The organism is Bacillus sp. Leaf49 (assembly GCF_001426125.1).
GTDB lineage: Bacteria > Bacillota > Bacilli > Bacillales > Bacillaceae > Bacillus > Bacillus altitudinis.
The window spans coordinates 448,487-466,690 of sequence record NZ_LMRK01000020.1 but is presented as its reverse complement, the minus strand read 5'-3'; the positions used below and the strand labels follow the sequence as shown (position 1 = coordinate 466,690).

The 18,204-nt window shown below is 43.8% G+C and carries 18 protein-coding genes and 1 riboswitch; all 18 genes read right to left on the bottom strand.

What is annotated here, in order from left to right; translation table 11 throughout:
• Window positions 1-74: 74 nt before the first annotated feature.
• The gene (gene cobA / locus ASG46_RS12165) at window positions 75-830 is read right to left on the bottom strand and encodes a uroporphyrinogen-III C-methyltransferase (RefSeq protein ID WP_056704711.1); all 756 of its coding nucleotides are present in this window, start codon (window positions 828-830) and stop codon (window positions 75-77) included.
• A 28-nt stretch (window positions 831-858) separates the two neighbouring features.
• On the bottom strand, window positions 859-1,452 hold the full coding sequence (cysC, locus tag ASG46_RS12160; protein WP_008344911.1) for an adenylyl-sulfate kinase: 594 nt from the start codon (window positions 1,450-1,452) through the stop codon (window positions 859-861).
• A 13-nt stretch (window positions 1,453-1,465) separates the two neighbouring features.
• Complete coding sequence (sat, locus tag ASG46_RS12155; protein ID WP_008344912.1) at window positions 1,466-2,602, bottom strand: sulfate adenylyltransferase; 1,137 nt, start codon at window positions 2,600-2,602, stop codon at window positions 1,466-1,468.
• 57 nt (window positions 2,603-2,659) lie between these two features.
• On the bottom strand, window positions 2,660-3,724 hold the full coding sequence (locus tag ASG46_RS12150; RefSeq protein ID WP_008344915.1) for an inorganic phosphate transporter: 1,065 nt from the start codon (window positions 3,722-3,724) through the stop codon (window positions 2,660-2,662).
• Between the two features lie 13 nt (window positions 3,725-3,737).
• Window positions 3,738-4,439, bottom strand: coding sequence for a phosphoadenylyl-sulfate reductase (locus tag ASG46_RS12145; protein WP_007499702.1), 702 nt, complete (start codon window positions 4,437-4,439; stop codon window positions 3,738-3,740).
• 45 nt (window positions 4,440-4,484) lie between these two features.
• Window positions 4,485-4,631, bottom strand: a complete 147-nt coding sequence (locus ASG46_RS20605) for a YezD family protein (RefSeq protein WP_008344920.1) — start codon at window positions 4,629-4,631, stop codon at window positions 4,485-4,487.
• Between the two features lie 74 nt (window positions 4,632-4,705).
• Window positions 4,706-4,808, bottom strand: a riboswitch (SAM riboswitch).
• A gap of 158 nt (window positions 4,809-4,966) precedes the next feature.
• Complete coding sequence (gene pyrE, locus ASG46_RS12140) at window positions 4,967-5,605, bottom strand: orotate phosphoribosyltransferase (protein ID WP_035700698.1); 639 nt, start codon at window positions 5,603-5,605, stop codon at window positions 4,967-4,969.
• A gap of 7 nt (window positions 5,606-5,612) precedes the next feature.
• Complete coding sequence (gene pyrF / locus ASG46_RS12135; protein WP_007499705.1) at window positions 5,613-6,317, bottom strand: orotidine-5'-phosphate decarboxylase; 705 nt, start codon at window positions 6,315-6,317, stop codon at window positions 5,613-5,615.
• A complete protein-coding gene (locus ASG46_RS12130) occupies window positions 6,289-7,221 on the bottom strand; it encodes a dihydroorotate dehydrogenase (RefSeq protein ID WP_017359348.1) in 933 nt (310 codons plus the stop codon). The genes pyrF and ASG46_RS12130 overlap by 29 nt, the downstream gene beginning before the upstream one ends.
• Complete coding sequence (locus ASG46_RS12125) at window positions 7,215-7,991, bottom strand: dihydroorotate dehydrogenase electron transfer subunit (protein WP_007499709.1); 777 nt, start codon at window positions 7,989-7,991, stop codon at window positions 7,215-7,217. The genes ASG46_RS12130 and ASG46_RS12125 overlap by 7 nt, the downstream gene beginning before the upstream one ends.
• Window positions 7,988-11,203, bottom strand: coding sequence for a carbamoyl-phosphate synthase (glutamine-hydrolyzing) large subunit (gene carB, locus ASG46_RS12120; protein WP_035700695.1), 3,216 nt, complete (start codon window positions 11,201-11,203; stop codon window positions 7,988-7,990). Before carB ends, ASG46_RS12125 begins: the two co-directional genes overlap by 4 nt.
• Window positions 11,188-12,282 carry a carbamoyl phosphate synthase small subunit gene (locus ASG46_RS12115; protein ID WP_019743288.1) on the bottom strand — a complete coding sequence of 365 codons (1,095 nt, stop codon included), beginning with the start codon at window positions 12,280-12,282 and terminating at the stop codon, window positions 11,188-11,190. Before ASG46_RS12115 ends, carB begins: the two co-directional genes overlap by 16 nt.
• Window positions 12,279-13,565, bottom strand: a complete 1,287-nt coding sequence (locus tag ASG46_RS12110; RefSeq protein WP_035700692.1) for a dihydroorotase — start codon at window positions 13,563-13,565, stop codon at window positions 12,279-12,281. Before ASG46_RS12110 ends, ASG46_RS12115 begins: the two co-directional genes overlap by 4 nt.
• Window positions 13,549-14,472 (bottom strand): aspartate carbamoyltransferase catalytic subunit, encoded by a 924-nt coding sequence (locus ASG46_RS12105; protein WP_017367206.1) that lies wholly within the window; start codon window positions 14,470-14,472, stop codon window positions 13,549-13,551. Before ASG46_RS12105 ends, ASG46_RS12110 begins: the two co-directional genes overlap by 17 nt.
• A 130-nt stretch (window positions 14,473-14,602) precedes the next feature.
• The gene (locus ASG46_RS12100) at window positions 14,603-15,931 is read right to left on the bottom strand and encodes a uracil-xanthine permease family protein (protein ID WP_045034243.1); all 1,329 of its coding nucleotides are present in this window, start codon (window positions 15,929-15,931) and stop codon (window positions 14,603-14,605) included.
• Window positions 15,932-16,087: 156 nt separating this feature from the next.
• Window positions 16,088-16,630: a bifunctional pyr operon transcriptional regulator/uracil phosphoribosyltransferase PyrR gene (gene pyrR / locus ASG46_RS12095; RefSeq protein ID WP_007499718.1), complete on the bottom strand. Its 543-nt coding sequence runs from the start codon at window positions 16,628-16,630 to the stop codon at window positions 16,088-16,090.
• A gap of 170 nt (window positions 16,631-16,800) precedes the next feature.
• Complete coding sequence (locus ASG46_RS12090; protein WP_024720321.1) at window positions 16,801-17,715, bottom strand: RluA family pseudouridine synthase; 915 nt, start codon at window positions 17,713-17,715, stop codon at window positions 16,801-16,803.
• Window positions 17,712-18,179: a signal peptidase II gene (lspA, locus tag ASG46_RS12085; protein WP_048002847.1), complete on the bottom strand. Its 468-nt coding sequence runs from the start codon at window positions 18,177-18,179 to the stop codon at window positions 17,712-17,714. Before lspA ends, ASG46_RS12090 begins: the two co-directional genes overlap by 4 nt.
• Window positions 18,180-18,204 lie beyond the last annotated feature (25 nt).

Genomic DNA, 18,204 nt, shown 5'->3' with positions numbered 1-18,204 from the left:
GACTCCTCCTTGCGACCTTAGTTTTATTCAGACGAAAAGACACGATGTCCACACGTGTCTTTTCACCTTTGTTCTCATTTCTCAATCAGTGCTGGTTCAAACCAGTTCAACTTTTGATGAAAGTGAACGACATCTCCTACCACGATTAAACTTGGGTGCTCGATCCCTTCTTTTTCAACCGTTTCAGATAGTGTCGCCACCGTGCAGCAAGTCGTCTTTTGCCTTGTGGTCGTTCCCCAGTGAATAAACGCAGCTGGGGTTTCAGGATTCCGCCCATTTTTCAAAAGCAGCCGCTGAACTCTTTCCACGTTTTTGACGCCCATGTAAATGACAAGGGTATCAATCCCCGTCGCCAGCGCTTCCCACTTTTCTTCAAAATGTTCATCCTTTTGATAATGCCCTGTCACAAACGCAATATTTGAGCTGAATTCTCGGTGCGTGACTGGAATGCCTGCATAAGCAGCGGCTGCAATGCCAGAAGTAATCCCCGGGACAACTTCATACGGAATACCATGCTCAGCTAAGCATTCGATTTCTTCACCGCCACGGCCAAATACAAAGGGATCACCGCCTTTTAGACGAACGACTATGTTCCCTTCCTTCGCATAAGCAACAAGCGCTTCATTAATCGCTTCCTGTCTCATCGTATGATGATTTGGCAGTTTGCCGCAATAGATCAACTCCGCCTCCGGTTTGGCATGGGCAAGAATCTCTTGATTGACAAGACGATCATATAAAATGACATCTGCCTGCTGTATTGCCTTATGGGCCTTTAGCGTAATTAAGTCTGGGTCACCCGGTCCGGCACCAACAATGTATACTTTCCCCATCTTGCTTTCTCCCCCTGCCATCAGGCGATTATTTCGTTTTATCCTTTACATAATCAACAAGGCGCTGTTTTGACTCCTCGCGTGATAATTCACCTGTATCTAGGACGAGCTCAGGCGCAGCTGGCTCTTCGTATGGTGAATCGATTCCCGTGAAAAATGGAATTTCGCCGTTTCTTGCTTTTTTATATAATCCCTTTGGATCACGCTCTTCACACACGTTCAGATCACATTTCACAAACACTTCGTGAAATTCTCCGTCTTCGACTAACTGTCTTACGATTTGGCGGTCTTCTTGAAATGGTGAAATAAAAGCAGTAATGACAATCGTTCCTTGCTCAACAAATAATTTCGCCACTTCACCGATGCGCCGAATGTTCTCTTTTCTGTCGTCATCTGAAAAGCCTAAGTCTTTATTGAGTCCATGACGTACGTTATCGCCGTCAAGGACTGTCACTTGGTACCCCTGTTCAAACAGCTCTCGAGCCGCTGCGTTGGCGATCGTCGATTTACCTGAACCGCTTAGACCTGTCAGCCAAATGATCCCGCTTGTATGGTTGTTTTTCTGTTGATATTCTTTTTTAGTAATAGATGAATCATGCCACACGATATGTTCGTTGCTCATGTCATATCCTCCTTTAAGATACCGTCGTTTTTAATCCTTCGATTAATGTTTCAATGACTTCTTTTCGGCTGAACGTGCTCGGTGGTAATTCACCATTTCTTAGCATCGTTCTGACCTTTGTACCTGAAAGAATGACATGTTCGCTTTTATCATGTGGGCATGTTTTTGGTGTTGCCATGGCTTCACATGTATTGCAGTAAAAGCTGTGCTCAAATTTTAATGGTGTGATCCCAATTTCTTCGCTTGTAAATTGTTCAAATAGCTCCTGCGCTTCGTATGTGCCGTAATAATCACCAACACCTGCATGATCTCTGCCGACAATAAAATGTGTACAGCCATAATTTTTACGCACAAGCGCATGAAAAATCGCTTCCTTTGGTCCAGCATAACGCATGGCAGCAGGAAAAACACCTAAAAAGACGCGGTCTTTCGGGTAATAACCGTTCAGTAACACTTGATAGCTTTTCATTCTGACATCTGCTGGAATATCATCAGATTTTGTTTCACCAACAAGTGGATTTAAAAATAGACCATCCACTGTTTCCAGTGCTGTCTTTTGAATGTATTCATGCGCTCGATGGACTGGGTTTCTTGTTTGGAAACCGACAATGGTTTTCCAGCCGTTTTCTTTAAAATGTTTTCTTGTTTCTTCTGGCTCATACGTAAATTGCGGGAAAGGTTTTTCACTGCGTTTTGTCAGTGTAATTTTACCACCAATATACGTGTCACCGCGTTCAAATAATTTTTTCACGCCTGGGTGATTGCGGTCATCTGTTTTATACACATTCACTGCTTCTTTTTCCTTATCAGGTGTGTATTGATCTTCCACCTCAATGACCCCGTATACTGTTCCATTATACGATAGACGAACAATGTCACCTTGATTGATCTCCGCTGCTTTTTCCTTTGTGACAGGCAAAGTAATCGGAAGAGACCAAACGACACCACTCGCTAGTCGCATACTGCTGACAACTGCTTCATAATCAGCTTTCGTTAAAAACCCTTCAATTGGACTATACCCGCCAATTGCGATGAGTTCAAGGTCTGCAAAAGAGATGGCATCCAGCTCAATTTCTTTCGCAGCTGTGCTTAGATCAAATTCTTCATTTACTCGATTAATTAATACGCCACCATGTGGTGTTAAACTCATTTGTTCATCTTCCTCTCAATGTTCATATTTATTAGATGTTAATAGTCGGATTTATATTTAAATCCCGCCGCCCTGTTCATGAATCGAGCTGCTCTCATTTTTAACTGCCTTCATAAGACTCAGTGCACCTAGTGAAGCAAGCAGTACACTCATCATGATAAAGATAGAGTAATAGTCTCCTTTTAAGAAAAGGCTTACCAACAAATAAGATAGACTAAGTGATAAGAAAGGTGACACAACCCATACCTTCAGCATTTTTTTCACAACATGTTTATGAAAAATGTTCGGTCCACCCTTTGCCATACCTAGCCCAATAATGGACGAGGAGGTAATTTGAGTAAGGGGAACAGGGAGTCCGAATATAGAGCTGACGATGACAAGTCCTGCACCGGTGCTCGATAATAGAATGCCTTCACCCGTTTGATAGCGTGTAATTTTCTTTCCGTTTGTTTCTAGTACCCTTCTTCCTAGAAGCAGCGCCCCAATGGCCACAAAGATTCCGCCGTAAAGGGTTCCTTGCCCGACTGATAAAACACCTGACGCGACAAGCGGGCCGACCGCATTGGCGACATTGTTCATGCCGGCTGAAAATGCTTCTAAAAACCCACTGATAATCAAAACAACAGATAAGATCAATGTACCTTTTTTGGATAATGTTCGTTTAGGGAACAATCTGATGATTTTGACAACAGCAAAGGTAAAAACAAAGGCAACAATCGGAATAATCACCCAAAAAGAGACAATGACTAAGATCGATTTCACATACAGCACTTTATATGCGGCTGCCACACCGACCACAGCTCCTACTGTGACCTCACTTGTGGATAAAGGAATGGCCAAGAGATTCGCTATGAAAAGTGATAATGCGGCCGAGCCAATGATGATACACACAATTTCAAGTGTGATGACAGATTCCGGCATAATCCCGGAGCTGATCGTTTTGACGACCTCACCGCCGCCAATCACTGAACCTGCTAATATTCCAACCGCACAAACGCTGAGCGCGTATATTGGCTTTTTGATCGCACCTGAACCATATGCGATGCCCATCGAAGCGGCTGCTCCGCTTGCGCCAATATTTAAAGCAAAGAATAAGCTAAATAAAATTGCGGCGATTTCCATACATTATACTCCCTTACTCATGTAATCCGCACTCAGTCTTTGCTGTCCCTGACCATCTTCCAGAACGCAAATCATCAGCAGTAAATGCCGGCTGTGTACAAGGTGCACACCCGATGCTTGGATATCCTTGGTCATGCAGCGGATTATAAGTAAGATCCTCTCTAGACGCATATCTCCATATGTCCTTCCACGTCCAGTGGATGAGCGGACATACTTTGACTGATTGGAATTTTTCATCCTTATTTAAGAAGTTCGTACCTGCTCGTTTAGGCGACTGCTCTCTTCTTAAACCAGACAGCCATGCCGGATAGCCAGATAGTGCCTCTTGCAACGGAATGACCTTTCTCATATGGCAGCAGCTTTGAGGATTCGTTTCCCATAATTTATCACCATGCTGCTCATTCTGCTCTTCCACCGTCAGCTCAGGTGTTTTCAGCACGATGTCTAACCCGGGATATCTTTCCCTAACTGCATCAATGGTGTCGTATGTTTCCTTGAAATGCAGACCTGTATCTAAAAAGACAATTCTTGCATCTTTTTTTACTTTCGCAATAAGATCGATCAGGACAATGCCCTCAATGCCAAAACTGCATGCATAAACGAGCTGATCACCATAGTGGCCGTACGCCCATTTCAGCACAGATAGGGCCCCTTTATACAAATCGTCCTCTTGAAATGTAATGGACGGCTCTTGCCAATTTTCATAAGTTAACATTGTTTCTCCCCTTCCGGAGTACTGCTTCTATTGCTATTCTCCGCACTACTTTAATCTGATTTTTTCATTTTTTTCCACTTGAATCACTTGACCGTCCTGAACGATCAACGTAATTGAACCGAATTTCATATCCCCAATCAGCTCTTGCATATGCTTCACTAAGTCCTCATCCTGGTTTTGTTTCAGTTCCATCTCCTCTTCCTCCTCACCGTTAAAATAAAAAAACTTTCTTTCAGTCCGAAAGAAAGATGAGGAAGCTCACGATTTCCTTATCTTTCAAAATAGAATCATTTTGCAGGAAGTAGCACCTTGCAAATCGCAGGTTGCCGGGCTTCATCGGGCCAGTCCCTCCACCTCTCTGGATAAGAGTTTTAATTTGTATTAAATATTAACACAATTCAAACAAAAGTCAACCCGACTTTATTGATAGGATTAGTTTTTATTTAAATTTGAGTCTATTTTACTATTTTTAACCAAATAAAAAACTGTGCAGCGCAGCACAGCTTTTTTAAAAAAGGACAAGCTTTTTAGACCGTTTCTTCCATCCAAGATTCAGACGAAGGATCCTGTCTCCAGCGTTTTAGTTTATTCATAGCAGAGGGCTCAATTGCTTTTAGCTCAAGTGCCACTTCTGTCAGTGTGTCATAGTCTGTCAGCGTGACATAGGGAATGTTTTTCTCTTGAAAAGCCGCAGTTGCTTTTGGCAGTCCATAAGTGAAGATCGCAACAACTCCGAGTACGTCACAGCCTTCTTCTTCTAGAGCAGCCACAACTTCAAGAACGCTGCCTCCAGTTGAGATGAGGTCTTCTACGACAACCACCTTTTGTCCAGGTGATACGGCTCCTTCAATTTGATTTCCTTTTCCGTGTGCTTTTGGTTTACTTCTTACATAACACATCGGTACGTTCAGACGATCAGCTGCTAATGCCGCATGAGGAATGCCAGCTGTAGCTGTACCTGCGACAACTTCCGCTCCTTCAAAATGAGTGAGAATCAAGTCTTTTAAACCTTCCGCAATGTCTCCTCTGACCTCAGGATAAGACAAGGTGAGGCGATTGTCACAGTAAATCGGTGATTTGATACCGCTCGCCCATGTAAATGGTTCGTCTGGTTTTAAAGAGACAGCTTTGATTTGTAATAAATGCTTCGCGATTTTCGTTTTCATCCGGCAGTCACTCCCACTCTTTCAAAATTTGTTGATAAGCTTCCACTGGGTTTGTGGCTTTTGTGATCGATCTTCCCACAACAATCTGTGAAACACCCTGCTCTTTGGCAAAGGCAGGTGTCGCCACACGCTTTTGGTCATCCGTTTGATCATTTGGTAAGCGAATTCCTGGCGTCACAGTGAGAAAGGAAGGAGAGATTTGTTCATGAAGCTGTTTTGATTCATGAACAGAGCACACCACACCATCAAGTCCACTTTCATATGCCAATTGTCCATAATGAAGCACAGCCTCTTGCAACGGGCGGTTAATTAGTAATTCTTTTTTCATCATATCTTCTGACGTGCTTGTCAGCTGGGTCACTGCAATAATACCCGGGCGATTTTGGCCGGCAGGGGTTCCGCTTTCAAGCCCCTCTAAAGCCGCCTGCATCATCCTTTTCCCGCCGGCTGCATGCACATTCACCAAATCAACACCAAGTGCAGCAAGCCTGTTCATCGCTTTTTGCACAGTTGTTGGAATGTCATGAAGCTTCAGATCAAGGAAAATACGGCAATTTTTTTCTTTCAGTGCGTCAATAATGGCAGGACCTTCTTGGTAAAACAGCTCCATGCCGACCTTTACGAATAATGGAGTGCCTTCAAAACGATCTATAAAGGCGTGCGCCTCCTGTCCTGATGGAAAATCAAGCGCGATGATGGGCAAGTGCTTCATGTTTCCAGCTCCTTCCGATGCATTCCTCTACAGATGAATACCCATAAGCCGCTAACACATTCGGCAGTTCATCAATGATTTCCGGGCAAATAAATGGGTTCACAAAATTGGCTGTCCCAACAGCTACCGCACTTGCGCCAGCTAGTAAAAATTCAAGTACATCTTCAGCGCTTTGCACGCCGCCCATCCCAATAATCGGAATAGAAACGGCCTGACTGACCTCATGCACCATTCGGATGGCAACAGGTTTTACAGCAGGACCTGATAATCCACCTGTTTTATTGGCAAGAATGGGTTTGCCTGTTTTTAAATCTAAACGCATCCCAATCAAGGTATTGATCATGGTGAGTCCATCCGCTCCAGCCGATTCAATCGCTTTAGCAATCTCAACGATATTGGCTACATTAGGTGACAGTTTCACATAAACAGGAACGGAGGAAACTTCCTTAACGGCTTTTGTCAATGTAGCCGCCATTTCTGGATCGGTCCCAAAGGCAATTCCGCCTGTTTTCACATTCGGACACGAGATATTCAGTTCAAGGGCATGAACATTGCTTGCTTGACTAATTTGCTTTGCTACTTCAACATAATCATCAACTTGTGATCCAGCAACATTGGCAATAATAGGGGTATCGAACTGCTCAAGCCAAGGTAATTCATGTTCAAGCACGCCTTTTAGACCTGGATTTTGGAGACCAATCGCATTCAGCATACCGGCTCCTGTCTCAGCTACCCTAGGTGTCGGGTTGCCGAATCTCGGTTCAAGGGTCGTGGCTTTAATCATGATGCCGCCCAGCAAGGAAAGGTCATATAATGATGCGAATTCTTTTCCAAATCCAAAACAGCCTGATGCAGGAATGATTGGATTTTTTAAAGATAAGCCGGGTAATTCGATGTTTAGCATGATAGCGCCACCTCCTCCGCTTTAAAAACAGGTCCATCCAGACAAACTTTAACGTACGGTTTCTCGTGCTGATCGGTATGACAGACACAAGCAAAGCATGCACCGATTCCGCAGCCCATTCGTTCTTCCATTGAAATATAGACAGGCTTATCGGGATAAGAGTCTTTTAGTGCTTTTAACATAGGTGTCGGTCCACAGGAAAGCAAGACATCAAAGTCCAGCTCATTCTCTTCAATGACATTTGTCACGAAACCTTTCGAACCATATGTCCCATCAACGGTTGCGATAAACGTATCTCCGAGTGCTTGAAACTTCTCCTCATAAAATACATCCTTTTTCGATTGAAAACCGAGAACATGTTTTACGATGACGCCTTTTTTCGTTAACCGCTTAGACAGTTCATATAACGGAGGCACACCGATTCCTCCACCGACTAATAATGCAGTCTGTCCGGCCTGAACGACTGAAGGGTCATAGCCGTTTCCAAGCGGTCCTAACACATCGACTGACTCTCCCGCCCGCTTTTGGGAAAGGAGCTTTGTGCCCTCTCCCTCTGCGCGGTAAATGATGGTTGCTTCTTGCTTTTCGGCATGAATGTTGGCAATACTGATCGGTCTTCTCAGCAGCGGTGTCATGGATTCACTGACCTTTATATGAAGAAACTGTCCAGCTGTTTGAAAGGATTCAACAAGATCACCCTTTAATGTCATTTCGTAAATATGATCAGCGATCTCTCGGTTTGAGACGACCGTCAAGTATGCTTTTTTCATATCGTTACTGTCACCTCAGCATTCGTTTTCACTTCTGGCATTTCATCTGCTCTAAATGTCATGCTCTCTAGCACTCTTAAAATCGCTTCTGCTGTATCTAGTGACGTTAAGCAAGCGACACCATTTTCAACAGATTCACGTCTAATTCTAAAGCCGTCTCTTGCCGGCTGTTTTCCTTTTGTTAAGGTGTTGATGACAAATTGGGCTTCACCATTTCGAATGACATCCAGCAGATTCTTTCCTTCTTCTCCTATTTTGCCGACAACACTTGATGGAATGGAAGCTTGTTTTAAGTAATTCGCTGTTCCTTCTGTTGCTAAAATATGATAGCCGATGGAATGGAATCTTCTTGCAATCTCAAGTCCTTCTTCTTTATCTTTATCAGCCACTGTCAGGAGAACCGTTCCGTCTTTTGGAATTTGAATGCCTGATGCAATCAATCCTTTGTAGAGGGCTTTTTCGATTGTGACATCTTTCCCCATGACTTCACCTGTTGATTTCATTTCAGGCCCTAGTGTAATATCTACTCTTCTTAGTTTTGCAAAAGAGAAGACTGGAACTTTCACATATACGCCTTCTTGCTCAACATGAAGCCCTTCTTGGTAGCCATAGTTTTTCAGTTTTTCTCCTAAAATAACCTTTGTAGCTAAGTTCGCCATTGGAATGCCTGTAATTTTACTTAAGAATGGGACAGTCCGGCTTGAACGCGGATTCACTTCAAGTACATACACTTCACCTTTTGATAGCACAAATTGAATGTTCAAAAGTCCAATGATGTTAAGGCCTTTTGCGAGTTTAATCGTGTATTCTGCGATTTTCGCTTTGATGTCCTCAGACAAAGTTTGCGGCGGGTAGACCGCAATCGAGTCTCCAGAGTGAACGCCGGCTCTTTCAATGTGTTCCATAATGCCTGGTATGACAACCGTTTCTCCGTCAGACACAGCATCTACTTCAATTTCTTTTCCTGTCAAATACTTGTCAATGAGCACTGGGTGCTGCGGATTGACTTTCACCGCATTCTCCATGTAGTGAAGGAGCTCAGCTTCTTGATACACAATTTCCATTGCACGGCCGCCTAATACATAGGAAGGACGGACAAGCACGGGGTAACCGATTTGATTCGCAATCGCTACTGCCTCTGGCACAGACGTTGCTGTCTTACCTTTTGGCTGCGGCACGCCGAGAGTTTCTAATGTTTGTTCAAACTTGTCACGGTTTTCCGCACGGTCAAGGTCTTCAAGCGATGTTCCAAGTATCTGAACCCCTCTATTTGATAATTCATCTGCTAAGTTAATCGCTGTTTGTCCGCCAAACTGAACGACGACACCTTCTGGTTGTTCAAGGTCGATGATGTGCATCACATCTTCTACAGTGAGTGGTTCAAAGTAGAGCTTATCTGAAATACTAAAGTCTGTTGAGACGGTTTCAGGGTTGTTGTTAATAATAATGGCTTCATAGCCTGCTTGTTTGATTGCCCACACTGAATGAACGGTCGCATAATCGAATTCAACCCCTTGTCCGATTCTGATTGGACCTGAGCCTAGCACGATGACACTTTTCTTATCTGTTCGTTCGGATTCATTTTCATCTTCATATGTGCTGTAGAAGTACGGTGTTTCTGATTCAAATTCTGCCGCACATGTGTCCACCATCTTATACACAGGAACGATGCCTGCTTCTGTTCTTAGGTTGTAGACATCTGCCTCATTCATATTCCATTCGCGGCTAATATAAATATCTGAGAAACCTTTTTCTTTCGCTTCTTTTAAAACGTCTACATTGCCTTTGTTTTCTTTTAGTGTCTTTTCAAAAGCGATGATGCCTTCCAGTTTATGAAGGAAGAAGTAATCAATTTTCGAGAATTCATGAATCTGTTCGACGGTATAGCCTCTTCTTAGTGCCTCAGCGATATAAAACAGACGCTCATCTCCTGCTTTGATAATCCGCTTTTCAAGCACTTCGTTTGTAATGTCCGCTTCGTCTTTTAATTCAATGTGATGCACATCCGCTTCAAGTGAACGAACAGCCTTTAAAAGAGACTCTTCTAATGTGCGGCCAATTGCCATGACTTCACCCGTTGCTTTCATTTGTGTTCCAAGTCGTCTGTTGGCAGATTCAAACTTATCAAACGGCCAGCGCGGGATTTTTGAAACAATATAGTCGAGTGCTGGCTCGAACGCTGCATATGTTTTACCTGTGACTGGGTTCATCATTTCATCAAGTGTTAGGCCAACTGCGATTTTCGCTGCAAGTTTTGCAATTGGATATCCAGTTGCTTTAGACGCAAGAGCAGAAGAACGGCTCACGCGCGGGTTTACTTCGATAATATAGTATTGGAAGCTGTCTGGATCAATCGCCAGCTGTACGTTACATCCGCCTTCAATGCCAAGTGCACGAATCAGCTTGAGTGACACATTACGAAGCAGCTGATATTCACGATCACTTAGCGTTTGACTTGGTGCCACAACGATACTGTCACCTGTGTGGATGCCGACAGGATCAAAGTTTTCCATGTTACAAACCACAATGGCATGATCTCCGCTGTCACGCATAACCTCATATTCAATTTCTTTAAAACCTGCGATACTTTTTTCAAGCAAACATTGTGTCACCGGACTTAACTTCAGTCCATTCTCGACGATTTCTTTTAATTCTTGCTCATTTGTACAAATTCCGCCGCCTGTTCCGCCTAGTGTATAGGCTGGTCTAACAATGACCGGGAAACCGATTTGATCTGTGAATGCCATCGCTTCTTCAAGGTTATGGATGATTTCACTTTCTGGTACAGGTTCATTTAATTCATTCATTAGATTACGGAATAAATCTCTGTCCTCTGCTTTTTGAATAGCTGACAGCTTTGTGCCTAGTACTTCAACACCGCATTCAGCGAGTACACCAAGATCTGATAATTCAACAGCAAGGTTCAATCCAGTTTGTCCGCCAAGTGTTGGCAGAATCGCATCAGGACGTTCTTTTCGAATGATTCGTGTTAAAAATTCTGGTGTCAGTGGTTCGATGTATACCTTGTCGGCCATTTCCGTATCTGTCATGATCGTCGCAGGGTTAGAGTTCACAAGAACGACTTCATAGCCCTCTTCTTTTAGCGCTAAACAAGCCTGTGTGCCTGCATAGTCAAACTCCGCTGCCTGACCGATGATGATTGGACCTGAACCGATCACTAAAATCTTTTTGATATCTACGCGTTTTGGCATACTTCTTCCCCTTCTTTCTCAGTTGTATGAATCATGTCCATGAACTCGTCGAATAAGTAGTTCGCATCTTCTGGACCCGGTGATGCTTCTGGGTGATACTGGACAGTGAATGCTGGTGCTTCTTTATGTTTTAATCCTTCAATGGTATTGTCATTTAGCGCAATATGTGTGACTTCAAGCACGTCTTCATTAATGGCGCTAACCGTGTAGCCATGGTTTTGAGACGTCAAGGTTACCTTGCCAGTTGCTAGTTCTTTGACTGGATGATTGGATCCTCTATGCCCAAATTTCATTTTTTCTGTACTTGCGCCGCACGCAAGCGCGAATAACTGGTGTCCCAAGCAGATACCAAAGAGTGGTACCTTTCCAATCAGCTGCTGAATCATTTCAACCGCTTCTGGCACATCGACTGGATCCCCAGGTCCGTTTGAAAGCATGATGCCGTCTGGTTTTAACTGTAATACTTCATCTGCCGTGATATTGTATGGCACCACAATGACATCACAATCTCGCTTATTGAGTTCGCGCAAAATGCCATGCTTCATGCCGAAATCGACAAGCACAATTCTTTTTCCTCTTCCTGGGCTTGGATACGCATTTTTCACAGATACTTGGCTTACTTGATCTGTTGGTAGCTGCATCGTTTGAAGGCGGCTTACAACGTCTTCTACTTGTTCATCCGGTCCTGCAAAAGCTCCTCTTAATGTACCTGCACTTCGAATCATGCGCGTGAGCTTGCGTGTATCAATGCCGCTAAGACCCGGGATATTTTTCATTTTTAAATACTCATCAAGTGAGTATGAAGAGCGCCAGTTTGAAGGCTTTTCACAAAGCTCTTTCACGATCAGCCCTTTCACAAACGGTGTGATCGATTCAAAATCATCACGGTTAATGCCATAGTTGCCGATCAGCGGGTAAGTGAGTGTGACAATTTGTCCGCAGTACGACGGGTCAGACAAAATCTCTTGATAGCCTGTCATCCCTGTGTTAAAGACGACTTCTCCGACTGACGGTTCTAAGCTGCCAAAGCCTGTTCCTTCGAATACTGTTCCGTTTTCTAGCACTAAGCGTCTCTTCATTTTACTAGTCTCCCCTCTTCATAAACGACTTCCCCAGATGCAAGTGTCATGACCGGCCATCCTGATACAGTCAATTTGTCAAACGGTGTATTTTGTCCTTTAGATAAGAAGCTTTTTTTGTCAATTGCCATTTCTTTGTTTAAATCAATCAGTGTGATATCAGCGATTTGACCTTCTTCCAGCTTTCCGTATGGAAGAGCAAAGGCTTCTGCTGGTTTGATGGTCATATAATCAACAAGTTCTTTTAATGTCCATTCCCCTGTTTTCACAAAACGTGTGTACAGAAGCGGGAACGCTGTTTCAAGTCCAACAATCCCAAAAGGTGCCCTCTGCATCGTTTCGTTCTTTTCTTCTTCTGTATGCGGTGCATGGTCTGTGGCGATAAAATCAATCGTGCCATCTAAAAGCCCCTCGATCAGTGCCTCGCGATCTTCTGCTCCTCTGAGCGGCGGATTCATTTTATAGTTTGTGTCAAGACCTGGAATGTCTGCATCACATAAGAGCAGGTGATGTGGCGAGACCTCAGCTGTCACACGAATGCCTGCTTTTTTTGCATCGCGTACCACTCGGACGGATTCCTTTGTGCTGATATGGCATACATGATAATGACAATTCGCTGCTTCTGCTAAGAGGACATCTCTTGCAATATGCACCGATTCACAAATTGACGGTATCCCGTTTAACCCATTTGCTTTTGAAAAGTCTCCTTCATGAACGCATCCTCCATAAATGAGTGAGTTATCTTCACAGTGCGCCACTATGGCTTGATCAAGGCTTGCTGCCTTTTTCATTGCTTCGTACATCATGCCTGCGGTTTGAATACCAACACCGTCATCCGTAAAGGCAAATGCGCCCGCTTCTTTTAACGCTGCAAAGTCTGTCATCTCTTCGCCAATTTGTCTCGTCGTGATGGAAGCGTATGGCAGTACTCTTACAGAGGAGGTCTCGTTGATTCGATTCATCAGCCATTCCATTTGTTCTTTTGTATCTGGAACTGGCCGTGTATTTGGCATCGCTGCAATGGTCGTATACCCGCCTCTTGCTGCTGCCTTAGAACCTGTTTCAATGGTTTCTTTTTTCTCGCCGCCTGGCTCTCTTAAATGCACATGCAGATCAATCAAACCTGGTGATACAAATAGCCCTGCTGCATCAATGACTTCTTCTCCGTCTTCTCTTTCTAAATGACCCATTGCTTGAATCACTTTTCCTTCTACCCTAATATCCTGCTGCACTCTTTCCCCTGTGCTTGTTAAGATAAAACCGTTTTTAATGAGATATGACATAGACAGAATCTCTCCCTTTTTGATGTAGTCTGCTATTTTGAAAAGCCCTTTTTAACACAGCCATTCGGATATACACACCATTTTCCATTTGTTTGAAAATCCTTGACTGTTTTGACTCTACTAATGAATCATCTATTTCAACACCTCTATTTACTGGTGCTGGATGCATAATAATCGCTCTTTCTTTCATTTTGCTTGCCCTGTCTACTGTTAATCCATAAGTCGATAAGTAACCCTCGTTGCCCATCTTTTCTGAGTGTCTTTCATGCTGAATTCTCAGCAGCATCACCACGTCAGACCGCTTCATGGCTTCGTCCACCTCGACATACGTTCCATGAGGATTTTGTTCATCTTGGAAGGAAGCTGGTCCTGAAAAGAGCACTGTCGCTCCTAGTCTTGCGAGGACTTCAGCATTGGACCTTGCCACCCTGCTATGTTTGATATCACCATGAATCGAGATGGTTAAGCCTTCAAAACCGCCAAACTCTTCGAAGATCGTCATCAAATCCAGCAATGATTGGGTAGGGTGCTGACCGCAGCCATCTCCCGCATTAATGATTGGAATCCCGACCTTCCCAATCAGCTCTTTGTAATATTCGTCTGTACTGTCTCTGATGACACATGCCTTCACTCCGATGGATTCAAGTGTTTTCACTGTATCGTAAAGGGTCTCTCCCTTTTGAACAGAGGTACTTGCTGCGTCTAGGTTCAGCACATTCATTCCAAGTTTTTTCTCTGCCACCTCAAAGCTAAAACGCGTTCTTGTACTTGGTTCAAAGAAGAGGTTCGCTACAAATTCACCTGCTAAACCATGTTCCTGTTTCCCTTTTTTCAATGCACATGCTTCTTCAATCAGCTGTAAAATTTCTTCCTTTGACAAGCTGCTCATTGTCGATAAATCATTCATTTTTTCTGCCCCCTCTAGTTTTTCATCACTTTCAGGTTCAAAAAAACCCTAAGCCTCGGCAGCTTAGGGTTCTCCAAAAGAAGCAGGGGTGCTTTCGCACGTTCTGCTCCGTTTAGAACCCTTGTCAGCCTCACTGGACTTCTTTTAAAAGGTTTTCGGTATTCGATTCATTTGACTCATCATCTTCTGCCTTTTGATGCGGCAGAATCAGGTTTAGCAGGACGCCAGTAATAGCAGCGAGTGCCATTCCTGACAGCGTCAGATTGATTTGTTTCACCTCAATGAATGCCCCGCCAATACCAATGACTAAGATGACTGATGCGATAATGAGATTGCGCTTTTCTTCAAAATTCACTTTATGATCAATCAGGATTCGCAGTCCGCTTGAAGCTATGATTCCAAAGAGCAGGAACGAAACGCCTCCCATAACCGCGGACGGTACTGTACTGATTAATGCTGAAATTTTCCCAACAAAGCCGAAGCAGATCGCAAACACCGCTGCTCCGCCGATGACGAAGATACTGAACACTCTTGTGATGGCAAGGACGCCAATGTTTTCTCCATAAGTCGTTGTTGGAGGTCCGCCAATGAGTGATGCAAAGATCGTCGCTGCACTGTCTCCTAAAATGGAGCGGTGAAGACCTGGTTTTTTAATAAAATCCTGCCCGACCACCTTGCTTAACACGACTTGATGGCCGATGTGCTCAGACATGGTCACAAAGGCAACCGGCACCATCACTGTGAGAATGCTTAAGGTCACAGCAGGTGTATAGTCGACAAATGGCACAACAAAGTCTGGTACAGCAAACCATTTTGCGTCAATAACCGGCTGGAAGTTCACAATGCCTTGTGTTAAAGCAAAAAGGTAGCCGCTGATAATGCCGATTAAGACTGGAATCAAGCTAAGGAATCCTCTTAGGAAGATCATACTAATAATGGTGACAGCGAGCGTGAAGCCTGCAACCATTAAATGCTTAAGGCTGTAAACAAGCTCCTTTGCATTTGGATCCACGTACATCGCCATGTTAACAGCTGTTCCAGCGAGTCCGAGTCCGATGACCATAATGACGGGGCCTACAACGACAGGCGGCAGAAGCTTCATTAACCAGCCTGTGCCGAGCCATTTGATAAATAATGCGATGAGTGCATATGCCACACCCGCCATAAAGGCACCTACCATTGCGGCTCCAGGGCCGCCGGTGGCTTTTACATTCAAGATAGGGGCGATAAAGGCAAAGGACGATCCAAGATACGCCGGAATCTGTCCTCTTGTGATGATTAAGTACACAATGGTTCCAACCCCGCTTGAGATGAGCGCAACGGCTGGGCTCATATCAATGATCTTTGGTACAAGAATGGTTGCACCAAACATGGCAAACAAGTGCTGCAGGCTGAGTGACAGCCATGTGAACGGTTTTGGGATATCTCGAATGCCTAAATTGGCTTTTTGCTGACTCATGATTTTCCTCCTAGATGTGTCCTTTTTCATTAAAAAAGCCTCTTTGCGAGTATGCGCAAAGAGGCCTAGAAAAACCGTACACGTCACTTTAGCCGTGTGCTCGGTGTCTCTTGTTATTGCCCTCTTTGCAAACTCTCTGGAATGCATTTAAAAAGGTTATTTTTCATATATAGCGACAAGGTCGTTTTGATCTACTTCATTAAGCTGAACCATGACTGTCTCTGCTTTTGATGTCGGGATGTTTTTTCCGATATAATCTGCCCGAATCGGCAGCTCCCGGTGTCCCCGGTCGACTAGAACAGCCAGCTGAATGGAAGATGGTCTTCCTACATCCACAAGCGCATCCATTGCTGCTCTCACCGTTCTGCCTGTGAACAGCACATCATCCACGACAATGAGTGTTTTGTCATTAATGTCAGCTGGAATGTCTGCACCCTTGACAAGCGGGTCTTGATTCTCTGTCTTTTTTGTCAGGTCATCACGGTATAGCGTAATATCCAGTTCACCCACAGTCACGGGGTTTCCTTCAATTTGCTCGATGCGCTCTGCAAGGCGCTTTGCAAGATGAATACCTCTTGTCTTGATCCCGGCCAGGATGACATCCTTCATCCCTTTGTTGCGCTCAATCATTTCATGCGCAATACGGGTAAGCGCTCGTCTTATCGCTTGTTCATCAAGAATAACTGCTTTTTGTTCCATCTTTTACACCTCTTTTTGACAAATAAAAAGCCCCTTCTGCAAAGGGCAGAGAGGGGCGCTCATTTGTGCATACTCGTGCACAAATTGATCCGTTATCCTTCTCAGCCTCTCTGGACTGTTTTAAAGAATCTCAATTTCTTCGTTTATTATTTCAAAAAAAGAACGGCCTGTCAATCGTTATTTCTTAATGAATCGATAAAAGCTTGCATATCAGCTGGAATTGGAGCTGTAAACTCCATATATTCTCCTGTTCTAGGGTGATCAAATCCTAACACGCCTGCATGCAGCAGTTGTCCATTGAAATCAACAGTTTTTCTCGGGCCATATTTTGGATCTCCTGCAAGCGGATAGCCAATGTATTTCATATGAACACGAATTTGGTGGGTTCTTCCTGTTTCAAGGCGGCATTCTACAACGGTAAAGTCTTTAAAGCGCTCCATCACATCAAAATGAGTGACCGCCTGCTTTGCATTTTCTTTTGTGACCGTCATGCTTTGGCGATCTTTTTTGTCTCGACCAATTGGTGCATCAATCGTTCCAGTATCATGCTGAATGATGCCATGAACAACGGCTGTGTATTTTCTAGTGACCGTTTTCGCCACCAGCTGATTGACAAGTGATTCATGCGCCATATCATTTTTTGCGACCATTAAAAGCCCTGACGTATCTTTATCAATCCGGTGGACAATTCCTGGTCTCATCACACCATTAATGCCTGACAAATCATTGCAATGAGCCATGAGGCCATTGACAAGAGTACCTGTCACATGTCCTGGTGCTGGATGAACGACCATTCCTCTTGGTTTATTGACCACTAGTACATCTTCATCCTCATAATAAATATCAAGATCCATTGATTCCGCTTCTACATCTAGTGCTTCTGGATCTGGAATTTCTACTTTGATTTGATCTCCAGCTTGTACTTTATAATTGGCCTTCACTTGTTTTCCATTTACTTCGATGAGCCCATCTTTCACCCACTGCTGGACTTGGGTTCTTGACCATTCTGGTTCAGTTGTGCTTAAAAATTTATCAAGCCGTTCACTCGTTTGTTCTTCTGAAACGGCAATGTTTACTTGATTCATGTAGTTGACTCCTTATTTTTCTTTCCATCTAACAGCATTTGAATAAAGAGCAGAATGACCCCCACACATAGAGAGGAATCTGCGATATTAAAGATTGGATAATGATAATCCCCAAATACGAAATGAGCAAAATCAACCACTTCTTGACGGAAAATACGGTCAATAAAGTTTCCAATCGCTCCGCCAAGCATTAAGGCAAGCGCTACGCCAAGTAGCTTGTCCTTTTGTCCATGTTTTTGCAAATAATAAACAATTCCTGCAATAACAACGAGTGTGATCGCATAGAAAAACCACATTTGTCCTTGGAGAATCCCCCATGCGGCTCCTGAATTTCGGTGGGATGTGATGTAAAAGAAGCCATCAATCACAGGAATAGAATCACCGAGCATCATATGTTTGACAATGAGCCATTTTGTTAATTGATCTAAACAAATTATCACGAATGCGATTATGTAATAGAACACACACGTTCCTCCATCTTCATACTTT